Genomic DNA, 18,218 nt, shown 5'->3' on the forward strand with positions numbered 1-18,218 from the left:
GCGGTTCAGCCCTTGATCGCGCCCTGCATGATCCCGCCCACGATCTGCTTGCCGAACAGCAGGAAGGCGATGAGCAGCGGCAGGGTGCCGAGGAGCGCGCCCGCCATGATCACCGCCTGGTCGGGGACGTAGCCGGTGCCGAGCGAGTTGAGGGCGACCTGCACGGTGGGGTTCTGCTGGTTGAGCGCGATGATCGGCCACAGGAAGTCGTTCCAGGCCATCACGAACGTCAGCAGCCCGAGCACGGCCATCGCGGGCCGCGCCGCCGGGAAGACCACGTGCCACACGACGCGCAGACTGCTCGCGCCGTCGACCCGCGCCGCCTCGATCAGCTCGCTGGGCAGCGCCTGTACCAGGTACTGCCGCATGAAGAACGTACCGAAGGCGCTGACCAGGGTGGGCAGGATGACCGTCTGCAGCTGGTTGGACCAGCCCAGCTCGCTCATCCACAGGTACAGGGGCACGACCGCCAGTTGCGGCGGGATCATCATCGTGCCGATGGTCAGCAGCAGCAGGACGTTGGAGAACTTGAACCGCAGCTTGGCGAAGGCGAACCCGGCGAGCGTGGAGAACAGGACCGTGCCGACGGTGATGGTCGTGGCGACGATCGTGCTGTTGAGCATCGCGGTGCCGAGTCCGCCCTGCTCCCACGCCGCCTCCAGGTTCTTGAAGAGGTTCCCGCCGATCCACAGCGGCGGGGGCGTCTCGGCGAGCCGCTGGTTGGTGCGCGAGGCCGCGACCACCGTCCACAGCAGCGGCGCCAGCGAGACGAGGGCGAAGACGGCCAGGACGACATACGTGACGGGCCCCGCGTGCAGTTGTTTGCCCGCGCCGAGAAACCGGCGGCGCCCGGGGCCGGCCCTGTTCTCCTTCTCCGCCGCATCCATCACCTGAGGAGGTGTCAGTTCACGTGTGGTCATTGTGACTTCCTCAGCCGTCGGGTGATCAGCAGGTTGACCGCGGCGACGATCAGCAGGATCAGGAACATCGTCCAGGCGATGGCGGACGCCTTGCCGAGGTTGCCGATGATCCAGCCCTGGTCGTACATGTAGAGACCGAGCGTCTGGTACTGGTGCTCGGAGCCGCCCTTGGAGCCGCTGGCCCCGCCGAACAGCAGCGGTTCACCGAAGAGCTGCGTCGCGCCGATCGTGGAGACGACCACCGTGAACAGGATCGTCGGCCGCAGCATCGGGATCGTCACATGGCGGAACTGCTGCCAGCGGCCGGCGCCGTCCAGGGCCGCCGACTCGTACAGGTCGGCGGGGATGGCCTGCATCGCCGCGAGGTAGATCAGGGCGTTGTAGCCGGTCCACCGCCAGATCACGATGGAGGAGACGGCGAACTGTGAACCCCAGGTGGATTCACGCCAGTTGACCGGGTCGACCCCGACGAAGTCCAGCAGCCAGTTGATCATGCCGCCGTCCCACGAGTACAGCAGCACGAACACCAGGGTCGCCGCCGCCACCGAGGTGGCGTACGGGGTGAGCATCACGACCCGCCACACGGTCGAGCCGCGCAGCTTGTAGTTGAGCAGGTGGGCGATGCCGAGCGCCATGATCAGCTGCGGCACGGTCGAGATGACACCGATGGTGAAGGTGTTCTTCAGCGCGGTCCAGAAGAAGTCCGAGGAGATCAGGTTCCGGTAGTTGTCCAGGCCCACCCAGGTCTGCTGGTCCAGGTTGGACAGCTGCACGTTGTGCAGCGAGTACCAGGCCGTGTAGAGCAGCGGGATCAGCCCGAAGGCGCCGAAGAAGATGAAGAAGGGGGCGATGAACGCGTACGGCGACGCCTTCATGTCCCAGCGGTACAGCCGGCTGCGCCAGGAGTCGGGGCCCGGGGGCGGTGTACCGCGACCGTGAGCACGGCGCGCCGCGCCCGGCTGGGAGCCGGGCGCGGCGTCGGCGCTCGACGCGGATTGCGCGAGAGCCTGCTTGGAGCTGGTCACTGGCCGAGCACGTCCTTGATCTCCTTGTTGGCCGCGTCCCAGCCCTGGGCCGGGGTCTTGCCCTTCTGCTCGACCTGAAGGATGCCGATGTCCGTGATGGCGGTGCCGATCGGCTGGTCCTTGACGCCGAAGATCTGCGTCGGAATGGTCTTCGCCGAGTCGGAGAAGATCTGCGTGATCGGCGCGTTCGAGAAGAACGCCGTCGTGGCGGCCTGCGGCTTCAGACTCGGGTACGCCGCCGGGATCGACGGGAAGCTCGCCTGCTTGGCGAAGACCTTCGCCTGCTGCTCGGGGGCGGTCAGCCACTTCGCCAGCGCGATGGCCTCCTTCTGGTGCTTGCCCGCCGTGGGCACACCGACGAAGGCGCCGCCCCAGTTGGCCGCGGTGGGTGCCGCCGCGATGTCCCACTTGCCCTTGCCGGCGTCACCGGACTTCTCCTGGATGTAGCCGATCATCCAGGCGGGGCAGGCCACCGTCGCGAACTTGGCGTTGGCGAAGGCCTGGTCCCACGGCTTGTCGAACTGCTTCAGCTTCGCCGACATGTCACTGGTCGCCACCTCCATCGAGGCGTCCCAGGCCTTCTTCACGCCTGTGGACTTGTCCCAGATGACGTTGCCGTCCTCGTCGTAGTAGCGCTGGCTCTCGCCACCGAGCGCCGCGTTGTAGACCGAGGAGGCCGAGTCCACGAACTTGGTGCCCTTCGGCGCCTTCTTCATGTACTCCTTGCCGACGTCGACGTACTTGGACCAGTCGCCCTTCCACTGCTCGGCGAGCTTGGTGCGGTCCGTCTCCAGACCTGCCGCCTTGAAGAGGTCCTTGCGGTAGCAGACCGCCATCGGGCCGATGTCGGTGCCGAGCCCGATGGTCTTGCCGTCCTTGGTGGTGGCCTGCGCCGTCTTCCAGTCCAGCCACTGGGACTTGTCGACGTCCTTGCCGAGGTCGACGAACTTGTCGGCCTGCGTCTGCACCGCCTCGGCGATGTTGCCGATCTCGATCGCCTGGATGTCGTCGGTACCGGAACCGGCCTGCAGACGGGTGAGCGTCTTCGGCCAGTACACGTCGGTACGGGTCGTGACGTTCTCCTTGATGGTGATGTCCGGGTTCTTCTTCATGTACTCGTCGTAGAGGCCGGCCTGCTTGTAGCCGAAGACACCGAAGGTGCCGATGGTGAGTGTGGTCTTGCCACCGCCGCTACCGCCGTCCGAGTTCGACGAGCCGTCGTCCGAGTCCTCGGCGCAGCCGGCGAGCAGCCCCGTCGTCAGCGCGGCGACGACCGTGAGGGTCATCAGCCTGCGGGACCCGCGGGTACTCGTGCGCATTGCGTCCTCCTGTTGCCTGACGTGCCGACCCCCCGGCCAACTGCATTGTTGGGCCCGTTAGTTCACGCTGCGGCTCGGGCGGGGAACGTGCGGGATGTGTATGTGTCAGGTACTGTGGGAGCGCTCCCACAGGTGATGTGTTGAAGGTTCGTCGCTCGGCGCGGGGGTGTCAAGGGAGAGGGCATAGAGATATGTCTTCAGTTATCGGGCTGTTAGCTAACGGAGGTTGGGTTCGGGAGAGTAGGTCTCCGACGGTTTCGGGACGGCCTCGGGAAGGCTCCGGATCGGCCTCGGAGTGGCATCGCCGCGGACGCGGTGCGGACGTGTCGTGGACGTGGCACGGCTTCGGGGCGGACCCCCGGGCGGGCCCCGGGGGCGGCGTTCCGGGCGCCGGGCGGGCCTCACGACGGAGTGCCGGGGAGGTGCGGCCGGGGTGCTGAACGAGTACGGCCGCGGTGTGGGCCGGGGCACCGGGGGAGTACGGCCGGAGTGCGGAGGCCCCGACTCCGGGAGCCCGGTCCCGATCACGACTGTTACATTCCAGGCCAAGCACGGTGAGAGCCGTGCCGGACGGGAGGCGGACCATGGCAGTCCACGGAGCACGTAGCCGGAGCGGCGGACGGCCGACCCTCGAAGAGGTCGCCGCACGTGCCGGTGTGGGCCGCGGCACGGTCTCCCGCGTGATCAACGGCTCCCCGCGGGTCAGCGACGCCACCCGCGCGGCCGTGGAGGCGGCGGTCGCGGAGCTGGGATACGTGCCCAACACGGCGGCCCGTGCCCTCGCCGCCAACCGTACGGACGCGATCGCGCTGGTCGTCCCCGAGCCCGAGACCCGCTTCTTCGCCGAGCCGTACTTCTCCGACATGCTGCGGGGCGTGGGCGCGGCGCTCTCCGACACCGAGCTGCAGCTCCTGCTGATCTTCGCGGGCAGCGACCGGGAGCGGCGCCGGCTGGCCCAGTACCTGGCGGCGCACCGGGTGGACGGGGTCCTGCTGGTCTCGGTCCACGCGGACGACCCGCTGCCCGACCTGCTGGCCCAGCTGGAGATCCCGGCGGTGATCAGCGGCCGGCGCTCGGCCGACGAGACGCTGCCGTCGGTGGACTCGGACAACTTCGGCGGCGGCCGGTTCGCCGTGGAACACCTGATCGCCCAGGGCCGGCAGACCATAGCCCACCTGGCGGGACGCCTCGACGTGTTCGGTGCCCAGCGCCGTGTCGACGGCTACCGCGAGGCGCTGCGCGAGGCGGGACGAGAGGTCGACGACCGCCTCATCGTCCCCGGCGACTTCACGGAGGAGGGCGGCCGCCGGGCGATGAAGGAGCTGCTCTCCGTCTGCCCGACGCTGGACGCGGTCTTCGCGGGCTCGGACGTGATGGCGGCCGGTGCCCGCCAGGTCCTGCGCGAGGAGGGCCGCCGTATACCCGACGACGTGGCCCTCGTCGGCTACGACGACTCGGCCATCGCCCGCCACATGGACCCGCCCCTGACGAGCGTGCGCCAGCCGATCGAGGACATGGGCCGCGCGATGCTCGACCTCCTGATCGACGAGATCGCGGACCGCCGCCCCGCGGTGTCCCGCGGGCTGGAGCGGCGGCAGCTGGTTCTTCCCACGGAACTGGTGGCACGGGCCTCGTCGTAGGGGCGGTCGGGAAGGAGCCACGGGCGGCCACCGGGTGTCCCAACTGCCAAGCCGGTGGCCGGTGGTGCGGGAAACGCCTGAGGGCCGATCCGCTTTCGCGGATCGGCCCTCAGACCTTCAGGGTGAGTGACGGGACTTGAACCCGCGGCATCCTGGACCACAACCAGGTGCTCTACCAGCTGAGCTACACCCACCATGACCGGATGGTTCTCCGAGTGGTTCACCGACCGGCCGAGAAAAAGTGTACAGGGTCCGAAGGGGTGCTCGCGCCCGCGTTTCGGTGGGGGCTATCCCGCAGGTAGGACGTGCTTCGAGGCGATGCTGCGAGCCGTGTCCGAGTCGGGGCCGGGCTGCGGGACGAAGATCGCCTCGCGGTAGTAGCGGAGCTCCGCGATGGATTCGCGGATGTCGGCGAGCGCGCGGTGGTTGCCGTTCTTCTCCGGGCTGTTGAAGTACGCCCGGGGGTACCAGCGACGGGCCAGTTCCTTGACGGAGGAGACGTCCACGATGCGGTAGTGGAGGTACTCCTCGAGGGTCGCCATGTCACGCAGGAGGAAGCCGCGGTCCGTGCCGACCGAGTTCCCGCACAGCGGGGCCTTGCCCGGATCCTTGACGTGCTCACGGATATAGGTGAGGACCTGCTCCTCCGCGTCCGCCAGGGTCGTGCCACCGGCCAGCTCGGAGAGGAGGCCGGAGGACGTGTGCATCTGGCGCACCACGTCCGGCATCGTCTCCAGCGAGGCGTCCGGCGGGCGGATCACGATGTCCACCCCCTCGCCGAGTACGTTCAGCTCCGAGTCGGTCACCAGCGCGGCCACCTCGATGAGCGCGTCGTCCGACAGCGAGAGACCGGTCATCTCGCAGTCGATCCACACCATGCGATCGTTCATGGGCTCACCCTACGGCCCGCTCCCGCGCCCGGGCAGGCCCGGGACCTCGGCAGTCGGCACCGATGACGGACAAAAACCGCGCCGGCCCCGGACCACAACGGTCCGGGGCCGGCGCGCAGCGCTCTGACACGGCTAGGGCGCGCTCCGCTGCCCGGGCAGGCTCGCCCGGCCCCCCGCGTACATCTCCGTGCCGGCCCGTCCCTCGGTGGAGAGGGACGACGTCGCCGGGCCGACCGCGTGCGCGGCCGCCGTACGCCGGGTCTGGAACGGCACGGGTGCCTCCTGCTGCTGCTGCAGCGGTGGCGGTGGCGGCGCGCCGGAACCGTCCGAGTCCGACGGCTTGTCGCCCTGCGGCCGGCGGGCCCGGTAGGCGGCCCGGTAGGCGGCGGGGGACGAGCCGAGCTGCCGGCGGAAATGGCCACGCAGGGCCACCGGGGAGCGGAAGCCGCAACGGCCCGCCACCTCGTCCACCGAGTAGTCGGACGTCTCCAGGAGCCGCTGCGCCTGGAGCACCCGCTGCGTGATCAGCCACTGCAGGGGAGCGCTCCCGGTGAGCGAGCGGAACCGGCGGTCGAACGTACGCCTGCTCATGTACGCGCGTGCCGCCAGCGTCTCCACGTCGAACTGTTCGTGGAGGTGCTCCAGCGCCCAGGCGACGACCTCCGCGAGCGGGTCGGCGCCGATCTCCTCTGGTAAAGACCTGTCGAGATAGCGCTCCTGACCGCCACTGCGCCGGGGCGGGACCACCAGACGGCGGGCCAGCGCTCCGGCTGCCTCGTTTCCGTGGTCCGTCCGCACTATGTGCAGACAGAGGTCGATCCCCGCCGCCGTGCCCGCCGACGTGAGTACGTCGCCGTCGTCCACGAACAGCTCGCGGGGATCGACGTGCACCGACGGATAGCGCTTGGCCAGCGTCGGCGCGTACATCCAGTGTGTCGTCGCGGGACGGCCGTCCAGCAGTCCGGCCGCCGCGAGTACGAAGGCGCCGGTGCACAGCCCGACTATGCGGGCACCCTCCTCATGGGCCCGGCGCAGTGCGTCGAGCGCCTCCTCCGGTGGTGGTGAGGTGATCGACCGCCAGGCCGGCACGACGACCGTGCCTGCCCGGGAGATCGCCTCCAGCCCATTGGGCGCGGTGAGTTCCAGGCCTCCTGTGGTCCGCAGTGGGCCTTCCTCGCCGGCGCACACCAGTAGTCGGTAGCGCGGCACGCCGGCGTCCTGGCGGTCAATCCCGAACACCGAAAGCGGTATGGAACTCTCGAAGATGGGGCCGCCGCTGAACAGCAGCACCGCGACGATCTCCTTGCGGCGTCGCCCGGAAAGTTTCCGGGCCGCGGCTTCCGGCGCGGCAGTGGAGTCGTGGCTCATACTGCTAAGCCCCCCTCGGTGGTCGCGGCTCCTCGGTTGTGTCGCTCCTGCACGTTTCCCCTCGGTCCTGCACGAGTCCCCCGCCGTAAGACGTCAAGATCGAATCTACTGTGTCCCGTGGTGCCGAGGTGGCCAGTTCAGCACTCGGCAGATTGTCGACATGGCAACTTGGCGTGAAGCATTCGATCACGAAGCGTTGCACTCGTGGGCCGTGCAGGGAAGTGCGCCTGGCCCGCGTGGCCGGTCCCAGTAGGGTGCGGGCACCCTACTGGACCCTTTCAGTGCAGGTCGAACGGGGGTTGGGGCCCTGGTCGGCCAAGGGGTGCGCGGTGTCCAGAAGTTGGCTGAAAAGCAACGGGCCCGTGCGCGGAAACCGGTCAGTCAACCGGCGTATTTCCACCGGCATGCCGACCGCCCCGGTGGGCTCCCGCACCGACCCTGCCGCGGGGCACATGATGCGCTGCCGGCTCCTCCGTGCGCAGCCGTGCCGCGCCCCGCTCGGACCGGCGCAGCAGCACCCGGCACGCCCCCGTCACCGCGGCCAGGCCGAGGGCCGTGCCGGCGGCGCCCGCCAGGGAGGCCCCGTACCCGACGAGGACGACCGGAACCAGGACGCAGCTGAAGGCCGCCCAGCGGACCACGTCGCTCGCCGTGTCCTGGGCGGCGGCCCGTGCGGCGGACGTCCTGGAGGGCGGCTGGGGCGCGGTCGAGGGTCGTCCGGACACGGTGGGGCTCCCTGGGGCGGTGGCTTACAGGGGTTCAACGCGTGTTCGACCGGGCGGTCACGGGGGGCTTCCCAGAGGGTCCTCGGAAGCCCTGCGGGGTGTCGGGGGTCGTGGGTCGGCCGCGGGTGCGTCGTGGTTGACCGCGCGGTTCCCCTTGCCCCTGAAGGGGCACGCCCCCACCGGTGGCTTCCCGCCTGGGTGAACGCTGTGCAAACCGCCTGTACGGGGCAGCAACCATTGCGTTACGGGCGTCCTCTCGTGCATGCTCCCTGGAACCCTCCCGCGGCGAGAGCGGGATCTGGGCAGAGGAGGCGTGCCGCCGTACCCTTGGGGGTATGGGGTTGGGAAGATGATTCCCGGACACAGCTCCGTAGCACCTGTCGTCCCACCCACGAGGATCCGAACGCCGAGACACTCATGGCCGGTCACGAATTCGAACCCGCGGACCGCAAGCGCCCCGTCGCCGATCCCACGGCGGCCGAGCCCTTGGCGGCGGAAGAGCCACGTCAGTCCTGCGATCCCGCCTTCAAGCACGGCGTCGTCGTCGGCTTCGACGGATCGACGTCCAGTGAGCGCGCCCTCGCGTACGCGATCGGCATGGCCTGCCGCTCCGGCTCGGGCCTGATCATCGTCCACGTCGCAAACCGGCTGCCCACCACGGTGTGGGCGGGCTGCGAGCCCCCGGTCTTCGTCGACGTCCCCGATCACCGCACCGAGGTGCTCGGGCTCGAACTCGCCTGCGCGGAGTATCTGGCCGAGGTCCCCTGGATCCTCGTCGAGCGCGGCGGCGACATCTGCCACGAACTCGAAGAGGTGGGGCGGGAGTACGAGGCGGACGCGATCGTCGTCGGATCGACCCACGGCATCGTCGGGCGCATCTTCGGCTCGGTCGCCGGCCGGCTCGCGAAGCGCGCGCAGCGCCCCGTGGTCGTCATCCCCTGATCGGCCTCCGGCCGTTCCCCGACCGACCGCCGATCGCCTCTGTTTCGACCTCTGTTCGAACGTCTTCGGAGTTGTCGTTTCGCAACTCGGCGTTGTCCCAGGTGAGATGAGCCGTGGGAGAGGTCAACTTCCTTTACGTGTCGGGTAAATCTACTCGCGCGTAGATGTGTTTGTGCGCTTGTGAAGGGCATATACCGGTCACCGCACAACAGCACATGCACGAAGGGAGCCCGCCGTGGACAACGACGTCTCTGCGGGAAGTACCACCTGGACCCTCGGCCATCTCGCGCTCGGACTCACGCTGCTGGCCTTCGGCCTCGGTCACACCGAAGTGATCGACGGCGTCACGGCAGCCGACTCCGTCTCTCTCGCCATCTATGTCGGTGGCGTCGCACTCTTCGCCGCCGGTCTCATGGCCTTCCGCGACCGCGACGCGTTCACGGGGACGGCGTTCGCCGGGCTCGGGGCGTTCTGGTTCACCTGGGGCGTCGGCGTCGACGCGCAGGTCTCCGACAATGCGGCGGGGCTGTTCCTGCTGCTCTTCGCGCTTGTCGCGCTGAGTCTGACGCTGGGGGCGTCCGCTGCGGCGCCGCTCACCAGGGGTGCGTACGGGCTGTTGTTCGTGGCGATGGTGCTGCTCGCCGTCGCGCGGTTCGGTGACTCCGCGGGGCTTGCCAAGGTGGGCGGGTGGTTCGCGGTCGTCGGCGGGCTGGCCGCCTGGTATGCCGCGACTGCGGCGCTGGCTCACTGGCCTACGGCCATGCCGCGTCGTGCTGCCGGCCGGGGCGTGACGGCAACCGGCTAAATGGCAGCCTGCCGGGGTTTTGGGCGGCCCCGGCCCGTGGACGGACCCCCGTGTTCTGGTGGCAACACGGCGGGTCCGTCCTCTTGTTCGGCCTCTGCGGGTGAGTGGGGGTTGCTCGCGCAGTTCCCCGCGCCCCTAAAGGACTCCGTTGGGAAATCCACAAAGCGGCTCTCGGGAGCGGGTCATGCCGTGAGGGTGAGGCGTGCGAGGTGGGAGGCGCGAGTGGTGCCGAGCGGGGTGTCGTTCAGCCAGGCGTCGGCGCGGGTGATGTTGAGGGCGGTGACGGAGAGGACGTTCGCGAGGTGGGTTTTGCTCTGGCCTCGGTAGGGAGTGCGTCGTAGGTGGGTGCGGCGGACGGCCTGGGAGATGGTGCCCTCCACCCCGGCGCGCACGTCGTAGCGTTCCTTCCACGCGTCGGTGTGCTGCTCGGTGCGTCGTTCTTCGAGGATCTGCTGTTGCTCGCGGGGCAGCAGGGTCAGGCTGCGGCCCCACTTGCCATTGGCTGCCTTGGTGCACCGCGGTCTCAGCGGGCATGCGTCGCAGTCGGCGAGCGCGAAGTGCACCCGGACGAGCGGGGTCCCACTGGCCTTGCGCTGCTGGGACCAGCTGACACTGGACGCACCCTGGGGGCAGATGACCTTCCTGGCCTCCCAGTCCGTCGTGAAGGCGGCCTGGGTCAGGTCCGGCGCCTGCGCGTCCTGTCCGCTGTGGTGGGTGTCGATCCCGACGGGGCCGACCAGGTCGATGCCGTGGTCCTCGCGGGCGGCCAGGATGTGGGCGGCGGTGACATATCCGGCGTCCACCACATGCTCGCGCGGTGTCAATTCCCGCTCGGCCAGACGCTGGTGGATTGTCGCGGTGACCTCGGTGTCGTTGACGGTGGCATTCGTGGTCTCCACGTTCGTGATCAGATGCGGTGCGTCCGGCTCGCAGGTCTCACTCAGGTGGACCTTGTAACCGCACCAGCCCGACCCGCGCTTGATGCCGTAGTGGGCGTCCGTGTCATACGGCGAGGACAGCCGGTCTCTGGCCGGCGGGAGGTCCTTGCCCTCCCGCCAGCGCACCCCCTGTCCATCCCGGTGATACTGCTCCGCCCAGGCCCGGCGCAGGATGCGCACCGCGGGGACCTCGCGCAGCCAGGCCGGAGCGGCCGGCCGATCGATGGCGTCCAGGAGAGCGAACCCGTCCCGGCCGACCTGCTCGGCCCATTCCCGGCGGACGTCCTCCCCCTTGGGGAAGCGGTAGTTGTCGACCCTGGCCCCGTAGCGCTCCACCCAGCCGGGGCTGATCAACGGCGTCAGCCAGTCCGGGGCGGCCGCGGCCAGCGCCTCCAGCGCCGCCCGCAGTGTCTCGCCGACGAACTCCATGCGGTTCAGCGTGCGCACCGCGGCCAGCACGTGCGTGGAATCGGTCCGCTGCCGACCGCCGGCCCGCAGCAGTGCGGCGTCCGACAGCCTGGCCAGCACCACCTCCAGGACCCGCTCTTCCAGCCCGTGCGCGATCAAACGGGAGCGGAAGTCTCCCAGGACGGTGAAGTCGAACCCCGGATCATCCAGCTCCAGCCCCAACAAGAACTTCCAGTCCATGCGCGCTCGCACCTGGTCAGCGGCCTGACGGTCGGACAGTCCCTCGGCATACTGCAGCACCGACACCAGCGCCAGAGCCCCTGGCGAGATCGCGGGCCGGCCCCGATCAGGAAAGGCCCCGGAGAAATCCTCGTCCGTGAACAGCTCACCGAGGACTTCCCGGATCCGGATGGCCAAGGTCCCCTTGGGGAACGAGGCCCGCACCACCCGGGCCGTCAGCTCAGGCACCCCATCATCCGACCGCGACTCCAGCGACATCCCGCTCCCCCATCCCGCCAACGACCATAACCATCAGCAAGACGAACGACACAGCCCCGCTCGAATCACGACTTTCCCAACGGAGTCCTAAAGGGGCGGGCTTACTCCACCGTGACCGACTTCGCCAGGTTCCTCGGCTTGTCGATGTCCCTGCCCAGGGCCAATGCCGTGTGGTAGGCGAGGAGTTGGAGGGGGATGCCCATCAGGATGGGGTCGAGTTCGTCCTCGTTCTTCGGGACGACGATGGTCTGGTCGGCCTTCTCCTGGCACTCGTGGGCCACGGCGAGGATCTTGCCGCTGCGGGCCTTGATCTCCTCCAGGGCCGCGCGGTTCTTCTCCAGGAGGTCGTCGTTCGGGACGATCGCCACGGTCGGCAGCGCGGGCTCGATCAGCGCGAGCGGGCCGTGCTTCAACTCCGAGGCGGGGTAGGCCTCGGCGTGGATGTACGAGACCTCCTTGAGCTTCAGCGAGGCCTCCCGGGCCACCGGATAGCCGCGGACCCGGCCGATGAAGAGCATCGAGCGCGCTTCGGCGTACTGCTCGGCGAGCTTCTTGATCTCGTCCTCCTGGTCGAGGATCTCGGTGATCTGGCCGGGCAGCTTGCGCAGGCCCTCGATGATCCGCTTGCCGTCGGAGACCGACAGGTCACGGGTGCGGCCCAGGTGCAGCGCGAGCAGCGCGAAGGCGACCGTGGTGTTGGTGAAGCACTTGGTGGAGACCACGCACACCTCGGGGCCGGCGTGCACGTACATGCCGCCGTCGGCCTCGCGGGCGATGGCCGAACCGACCACGTTCACGATGCCCAGGACCCGCGCGCCCTTGCGCTTCAGCTCCTGCACGGCCGCCAGGACGTCGTACGTCTCACCGGACTGGGACACCGCGACGTACAGCGTGTCGGGGTCGACGACCGCGTTGCGGTAGCGGAACTCCGAGGCGGGCTCGGCGTCCGCGGGGATACGGGCCAGCTCCTCTATCATCTGCGCGCCGATCATGCCCGCGTGGTACGAGGTGCCGCAGCCGAGGATCTTCACGCGGCGGATCTGGCGCGCCTCGCGGGCGTCCAGGTTCAGGCCGCCCAGGTGCACGGTCGAGAACCGGTCGTCGATCCGGCCGCGCAGCACGCGGTCCACGGCGTCGGCCTGCTCGTGGATCTCCTTGTGCATGTACGTGTCGTGGCCGCCCATGTCGTACGAGGCGGCCTCCCACTCCACGGTGGTCGGCTCGGCCGTGGTGCGCGTGCCCTCGGTCGTGTACGTACGGAAGTCGTCGGCCTTCAGCGTCGCCATCTCGCCGTCGTCAAGGGTGACGATCTGGCGGGTGTGCGTCACGAGCGCGGCGATGTCCGAGGCGACGAACATCTCCTTCTCGCCGATGCCGAGGACGACCGGGGAGCCGTTTCGGGCCACCACGATGCGGTCCGCGAAGTCGGCGTGCATCACGGCGATGCCGTACGTGCCCTCGACGACCCGGAGGGTCTCGCGGACCTTGTCCTCCAGCTTCTCGGCCTGGGAGCGGGCGATCAGGTGGGTGAGGACCTCGGTGTCGGTCTCGGAGAGGAACTCGACGCCGTCGGCCTCCAGCTTCTTCCGCAGGTCGGAGGCGTTGTCGATGATGCCGTTGTGGACGACGGCGACCTTGTTGTCGGCCGACATGTGCGGGTGCGCGTTCACGTCGGACGGGGCGCCGTGGGTGGCCCAGCGGGTGTGGGCGATGCCCGTGGTGCCGGCGAAGCGCTTGGGGACGCGGGCCTCCAGGTCACGGACGCGGCCCTTGGCCTTGACCATCTTCAGGCCGGCCGTCTTCGGAGACGTCACGACGATGCCCGCCGAGTCGTAGCCGCGGTACTCGAGGCGCTGCAGGCCTTCGAGGAGGAGCGGTGCCACATCACGCCTGCCGATGTATCCCACGATTCCGCACATACGGTTTCTCTGTCCCCTCAGTCGTTCGGTTCGGCTCTGTGGTGCTGCTTCGCCCGGCCGGTCTCACGCTGTTCCGGCAGGCCGTTCGTCCCGCGGTCAGCCGTAGACGATGCGGCGCAGCTGTCTGAGCGTGAGCTCGGGCGGTGCGACCGCGCGGTACTTCAGGTCCGCCGCGATCCGTTCGAAGATCGTCGAGTTCACCAGTCCCTGAGCCTGGAGCTCGCGATGGCGGCGACGGACGTAGTCGTCGGTCGCCTCGTCGAAGTAGGCGAGGACGTCCTGGACCACCCGCAGTGCCTCGCCCCGGCTGAGGGGCGAGGAACGCGTCAGATGATCAACAAGTTCGTCGTGCACCCGTCGATCCTGAGGTAAAGCGCTGGCAATCGCAAGAATCCTGCCCGATTTCGGGCAAGTGCCTGTTGAAACTCTCATGGGAGGCTGTTCGGGGCCTGTTCATCCTGTGGCCCGCGGTGCGATGGTTGCCAGGAGCACCTTTTCGGCCATGGACACTCCACGCATGGGCGTACCGGAGAAGCTCGCCGCGCGAATGAACATGGCTGAGCAGCACGAATACCTCCGCGCCAGATTCTCGCGGCGCACGATGATCAGGGGCGGCGCCGTCACGCTGGGCGCCGTCGCGGGCGGGGCCTTCGTGCCCGGCACCGTCGCACAGGCCGCGACGCGGACCTCCGTACCGACGCAGACGTACACCAACGCCGAGAAGGTCGACGGCGCGCTCGTCGCCCCCTTCGGCCGCCACCTCGCCTGGGGCAACGACCCCCGTACGGAGATCACCGTCTCCTGGCAGGTCCCGGTCGCGGTGAAGAAGCCCTTCGTCCGCATCGGCGCCCACCCCTGGGACCTCTCCCACAAGATCGACGCCGAGGTCCGCACCCTCTTCACCCCGGCAGGCGTCGGCGCGAGCGGCAACCACACCCAGTACTACGTGCACGCCAAGCTCACCCACCTGCGGCCCGGCCGGACGTACTACTACGGAGTCGGCCACGCGGGCTTCGACCCGGCCGAGGCGCACCTGCTGGGCACGCTCGGCACCTTCACCACCGCCCCCGCGCACAAGGAGCCGTTCACCTTCACCGCCTTCGGCGACGAGGGCGTCAGCTATCACGGCCTCGCCAACAACAGCCTGCTGCTCGGCCAGAACCCGGCCTTCCACCTGCACGCCGGTGACATCGCCTACGCCGACCCGGCCGGTTCCGGCCAGGCCTCGGACACCGGTTTCGACTCGCGTGTCTGGGACCAGTTCCTCGCCCAGACCGAGTCGGTCGCCAAGTCCGTCCCGTGGATGCCGGCCTACGGCAACCACGACATGGAGGCCTGGTACTCGCCCAACGGCTACGGCGGCGAAGAGGCCCGCTGGAACCTTCCGGACAACGGGCCCGACAAGAAGAACCTGCCGGGCGTCTACTCCTTCGTCTACGGCAACACCGCGGTCATCTCGCTCGACGCCAACGACATCTCGTTCGAGATCCCCGCCAACCTGGGGATCTCCGGCGGTACGCAGACCAAGTGGCTGGAGGCGCAGCTGAAGAAGTACCGCGCCTCGAAGGACGTCGACTTCGTCGTCGTCTTCTTCCACCACTGCGCCTACTGCACCTCCACCTCGCACGCCTCGGAGGGGGGTGTGCGGCAGGAGTGGGTGCCGCTGTTCGAGAAGTACACGGTCGACCTGGTCATCAACGGCCACAACCACCAGTACGAGCGCACGGACGTCATCAAGGCGGGCAAGGTCGCCAAGAAGCTTCCGATCGGCGGTACGGCGTATCCCGAGACGGACGGTGTGGTGTACGTGACGGCGGGTGCGGCCGGTCGCAGTCTGTACGCGTTCACCGCGCCGCTGTCCTACGAGGGGCACGAGAACGAGGTCGAGTCCGTCGCCTCCTTCATCAACACGAAGGATGGCAAGGTCAACGAGACGGTCGCGTGGTCTCGGGTGCGGTATCTCGACTACTCGTTCTTGCGGGTGGATGTGACGCCGGCGTCTCGGGGGCGGCTTGCGACGCTGAAGGTGCGGGGGATCGCCGAGACGGGTGAGGAGGTTGACCACTTCACTGTGGCGCGGCGGGTTCGGTGACCTGGTCGTGGTTCGGCGGGTGCGGGTGCGGGTGAGTGGGGGCTGGTCGCGCAGTTCCCCGCGCCCCTGAAAGATTGCGCAGTTCCCCGCGCCCCTTGATGGCCCCCCGCGCCCCTGAAGAAGGCGCCCGCGCCCCCGGACAGGGCGCGGGCGCCTTCTTTGCAGGGCTACATGCCCCTCAGTACCGCCTGCTTGGCCAGGGTGAATTCCTCGTCCGTGAGGACGCCGGACTTGTGGAGGTCGCCGAGTTCGCGGAGGCGGCGCAGGAGGGCGTCGTGGTCGGCCTCCGGGGGCGGCTCCGGGGCGGCGGAGAGTTGCCTGGGCGGGGTGTCCGTGGTGGACGGGGCCGACGGGTGCGGGAGGCGGGCCTGTACCGCCGCCGCGACCAGGGCCATCAGGGGGTCCTTCTTGAAGCCCCACAGATCCACGGAGTTGGGGTCGTACTTCGGCGGGGCCTTCGTGGGCGCGCCCCGGACGGTGAAGCGCAGGAAGCCGTTCTCCAGTCCGACCGCGGGGTGCCACTCCACGGACTGGATGTCGGCCAGGGCGAGCGTGCGGGCGCCGGCCGCCGACTTGGCCTCCTCCGTCTTCCAGTTCCACTCCAGGCGGATGTTCTCCCCGTCGAAGCTCGCGGTGCCGTCGCCCGCCGAGACCGACAGGGGCACCGCGGGCCCCGGCAGCAGATAGCGGTCGACGGCGGTGGCCGGCACCTCGTCCAGGAGCAGCGCGTTGCGGATCTCGTCCACGAAGTACTCGGCGACGCCGTAGCGGTCCGAGTCGACGGTCATCTGGTAGGGGTCGGAGGAGTCCGTGAGTCTGCCGCCTGTCGCGTGCAGCAGCGGGTCGGCGCCGTCGCGCAGCCGCAGCCTGAGCCGTCCGGACTTCTTGCCCTGTTCGAACGAGATCCCCGCCAACGCGCCCAGCGGGACCGCGAGTTCGCCCAACGTCTTGCGCAGCAGGCCCACGTTCTTGTCACGGCCTGGCACGAGCCGCAGGGCGTCGCCGTCGAAGGTCCACGTGCCGTCCCGTTGGATGATTTCCGCCATGAGGGGGATTGTTTCACCGGCTGTGCGGGAGAGTGGTCTATACCCATTCGAAGGGAGCGCATGTGAGACAGCACAGAACGCCCCGACTCCTCGGTACGCTGCTGCTCGTGGTGGCTGCAGGTATCTCCGTCGTCGGCGCGGCACCGTCCGCCGCCGGCCGAACCGCTACTCCGCTCGGCCAGGTGATCCCGGCCCCCGCCTCTGTCGACGCGGGCGGATCCCCGTACCGGATCACCGGTGATACGCGCATTCGTGTGGACGACTCGCGGGAGGCCCGGCGCATCGGCTCGTATCTGGCCGATGTCCTGCGCCCGTCGACCGGCTACCGGCTGCCGGTCACGGACGGCGGCGGCCGCGACGGCATCCGGCTCCAGCTCAGCCGCAAGGACTCCGCGCTCGGCGCGGAGGGCTACCGGCTGCAGAGCGGCAAGGGCGCCGTCACCATCACGGCCCGGGAGCCCGCCGGGCTCTTCCACGGCGTGCAGACCCTGCGCCAGCTCCTGCCGGCCGCGGTCGAGAAGGACTCCGTACAGCCCGGACCCTGGGCGGTCGCCGGCGGCACCATCACCGACACGCCCCGCTACGGCTACCGCGGCGCGATGCTGGACGTCTCCCGGCACTTCTTCGGCGTCGATCAGGTCAAGCGCTACATCGACCAGTTGGCGCTCTACAAGGTCAACACGCTGCACCTCCACCTCAGCGACGACCAGGGCTGGCGGATCGCGATCGACTCCTGGCCGCGGCTCGCGACGTACGGCGGGTCCACGCAGGTCGGCGGCGGGCCCGGCGGCTTCTACACGAAGGCCCAGTACAAGGAGATCGTCCGGTACGCCACCTCGCGATACCTCGAAGTCGTGCCCGAGATCGACATGCCCGGCCACACCAACGCGGCGCTCGCCTCGTACGCGGAGCTGAACTGCGACGGGGTCGCGCCGCCGCTCTACACCGGTACCGAGGTCGGCTTCAGCTCGCTGTGCGTCGACAAGCCGGTGACGTACGACTTCGTGGACGACGTGATCCGTGAGCTGGCCGCCATCACGCCCGGCAGGTACATCCACATCGGCGGGGACGAGGCGCACTCGACGCCCCACGAGGACTTCGTGGAGTTCATGACCAAGGTCCAGCCGGTCGTCGCCAAGTACGGGAAGAAGGTCATGGGCTGGCACCAGCTGACCGGGGCGAGCCCCGCGAAGGGCGCGCTGGCCCAGTACTGGGGGCTCGACGACACGAACGCCGCCGAGAAGGAGCAGGTCGCGGCGGCCGCGCGGAACGGGACCGGGCTGGTCCTGTCGCCCGCCGACCGGGTGTACCTCGACATGAAGTACAACGCGGACACCCCGCTCGGCCTCGACTGGGCCGGCCTGGTGGAGGTCAAGCGGTCGTACGACTGGGATCCCGGCAACTACCTTGCGGGCGTGCCCGGTTCGGCGGTCCGGGGTGTCGAGGCACCGCTGTGGACGGAGACCCTCTCCACCTCGGCGAACCTCGACTACATGGCGTTCCCGCGGCTGCCCGGGGTGGCCGAGCTCGGCTGGTCGCCCGCGGCCACGCACGACTGGGACACGTACAAGGTGCGGCTCGCGGCACAGGCGCCGCGCTGGGACGCGATGGGGACCGGCTACTACCGGTCGTCGCAAGTCCCCTGGCCCGCCGAGTAGTTGAACCCGGCTGGTTGAGGCCCGG

Annotated in this window: 15 protein-coding genes and 1 tRNA gene; 5 read left to right on the forward strand and 11 right to left on the reverse strand. The window is 69.2% G+C overall.

Going from position 1 to position 18,218, the window contains the following annotated elements:
- Positions 1-5 precede the first annotated feature (5 nt).
- The 3 genes from OG718_RS34060 to OG718_RS34070 are packed head-to-tail and all read right to left on the reverse strand — an operon-like array spanning position 6 to position 3,264.
- Complete coding sequence (locus OG718_RS34060; RefSeq protein WP_143632468.1) at positions 6-920, reverse strand: carbohydrate ABC transporter permease; 915 nt, start codon at positions 918-920, stop codon at positions 6-8.
- Positions 917-1,945 carry a carbohydrate ABC transporter permease gene (locus OG718_RS34065; RefSeq protein ID WP_143632466.1) on the reverse strand — a complete coding sequence of 343 codons (1,029 nt, stop codon included), beginning with the start codon at positions 1,943-1,945 and terminating at the stop codon, positions 917-919. The genes OG718_RS34060 and OG718_RS34065 overlap by 4 nt, the downstream gene beginning before the upstream one ends.
- Complete coding sequence (locus tag OG718_RS34070) at positions 1,942-3,264, reverse strand: ABC transporter substrate-binding protein (RefSeq protein ID WP_143632464.1); 1,323 nt, start codon at positions 3,262-3,264, stop codon at positions 1,942-1,944. Before OG718_RS34070 ends, OG718_RS34065 begins: the two co-directional genes overlap by 4 nt.
- A 584-nt stretch (positions 3,265-3,848) precedes the next feature.
- On the opposite strand from OG718_RS34070, the gene OG718_RS34075 reads away from it, so the two are divergent.
- The gene (locus OG718_RS34075; RefSeq protein ID WP_143632462.1) at positions 3,849-4,904 is read left to right on the forward strand and encodes a LacI family DNA-binding transcriptional regulator; all 1,056 of its coding nucleotides are present in this window, start codon (positions 3,849-3,851) and stop codon (positions 4,902-4,904) included.
- A 121-nt stretch (positions 4,905-5,025) separates the two neighbouring features.
- Here OG718_RS34075 and OG718_RS34080 read toward each other — a convergent pair.
- From OG718_RS34080 to OG718_RS34095, 4 genes are all read right to left on the reverse strand, one after another.
- Positions 5,026-5,098, reverse strand: a tRNA-His gene (locus tag OG718_RS34080).
- 93 nt (positions 5,099-5,191) lie between these two features.
- The gene (orn, locus tag OG718_RS34085) at positions 5,192-5,794 is read right to left on the reverse strand and encodes an oligoribonuclease (RefSeq protein WP_143632460.1); all 603 of its coding nucleotides are present in this window, start codon (positions 5,792-5,794) and stop codon (positions 5,192-5,194) included.
- Positions 5,795-5,926: 132 nt separating this feature from the next.
- Positions 5,927-7,162: a helix-turn-helix domain-containing protein gene (locus OG718_RS34090; protein WP_328845962.1), complete on the reverse strand. Its 1,236-nt coding sequence runs from the start codon at positions 7,160-7,162 to the stop codon at positions 5,927-5,929.
- A gap of 377 nt (positions 7,163-7,539) precedes the next feature.
- Positions 7,540-7,887 (reverse strand): hypothetical protein, encoded by a 348-nt coding sequence (locus tag OG718_RS34095; RefSeq protein ID WP_373466245.1) that lies wholly within the window; start codon positions 7,885-7,887, stop codon positions 7,540-7,542.
- Positions 7,888-8,304: 417 nt separating this feature from the next.
- Between OG718_RS34095 and OG718_RS34100 the strand changes: the two genes are divergently transcribed.
- Entirely contained in the window at positions 8,305-8,829 is a 525-nt protein-coding gene (locus OG718_RS34100; protein ID WP_055616056.1) for a universal stress protein, read from the forward strand.
- Between the two features lie 235 nt (positions 8,830-9,064).
- The gene (locus OG718_RS34105) at positions 9,065-9,634 is read left to right on the forward strand and encodes an acetate uptake transporter (RefSeq protein ID WP_328845963.1); all 570 of its coding nucleotides are present in this window, start codon (positions 9,065-9,067) and stop codon (positions 9,632-9,634) included.
- Between the two features lie 182 nt (positions 9,635-9,816).
- Here the strand turns inward: OG718_RS34105 and OG718_RS34110 are convergent, their stop codons facing one another.
- The 3 genes from OG718_RS34110 to OG718_RS34120 form a co-directional block, all read right to left on the reverse strand.
- Positions 9,817-11,478 (reverse strand): IS1182 family transposase, encoded by a 1,662-nt coding sequence (locus OG718_RS34110; protein ID WP_443055186.1) that lies wholly within the window; start codon positions 11,476-11,478, stop codon positions 9,817-9,819.
- Positions 11,479-11,579: 101 nt separating this feature from the next.
- Complete coding sequence (gene glmS / locus OG718_RS34115) at positions 11,580-13,397, reverse strand: glutamine--fructose-6-phosphate transaminase (isomerizing) (protein WP_143632455.1); 1,818 nt, start codon at positions 13,395-13,397, stop codon at positions 11,580-11,582.
- A 96-nt stretch (positions 13,398-13,493) separates the two neighbouring features.
- The gene (locus OG718_RS34120; protein WP_143632453.1) at positions 13,494-13,751 is read right to left on the reverse strand and encodes a hypothetical protein; all 258 of its coding nucleotides are present in this window, start codon (positions 13,749-13,751) and stop codon (positions 13,494-13,496) included.
- A gap of 148 nt (positions 13,752-13,899) precedes the next feature.
- Here OG718_RS34120 and OG718_RS34125 point away from each other — a divergent pair, with 148 nt between their 5' ends.
- Positions 13,900-15,489, forward strand: coding sequence for a purple acid phosphatase family protein (locus OG718_RS34125; protein ID WP_328845965.1), 1,590 nt, complete (start codon positions 13,900-13,902; stop codon positions 15,487-15,489).
- A 167-nt stretch (positions 15,490-15,656) separates the two neighbouring features.
- On the opposite strand, the gene OG718_RS34130 is transcribed toward OG718_RS34125, so the two are convergent.
- Complete coding sequence (locus OG718_RS34130) at positions 15,657-16,535, reverse strand: DUF4429 domain-containing protein (RefSeq protein WP_328845966.1); 879 nt, start codon at positions 16,533-16,535, stop codon at positions 15,657-15,659.
- A gap of 62 nt (positions 16,536-16,597) precedes the next feature.
- On the opposite strand from OG718_RS34130, the gene OG718_RS34135 reads away from it, so the two are divergent.
- Positions 16,598-18,193 (forward strand): beta-N-acetylhexosaminidase, encoded by a 1,596-nt coding sequence (locus OG718_RS34135; RefSeq protein WP_328845967.1) that lies wholly within the window; start codon positions 16,598-16,600, stop codon positions 18,191-18,193.
- Positions 18,194-18,218: the final 25 nt, after the last annotated feature.

It is taken from the genome of Streptomyces sp. NBC_00258, from assembly GCF_036182465.1.
In the GTDB taxonomy this organism is placed as follows: domain Bacteria; phylum Actinomycetota; class Actinomycetes; order Streptomycetales; family Streptomycetaceae; genus Streptomyces.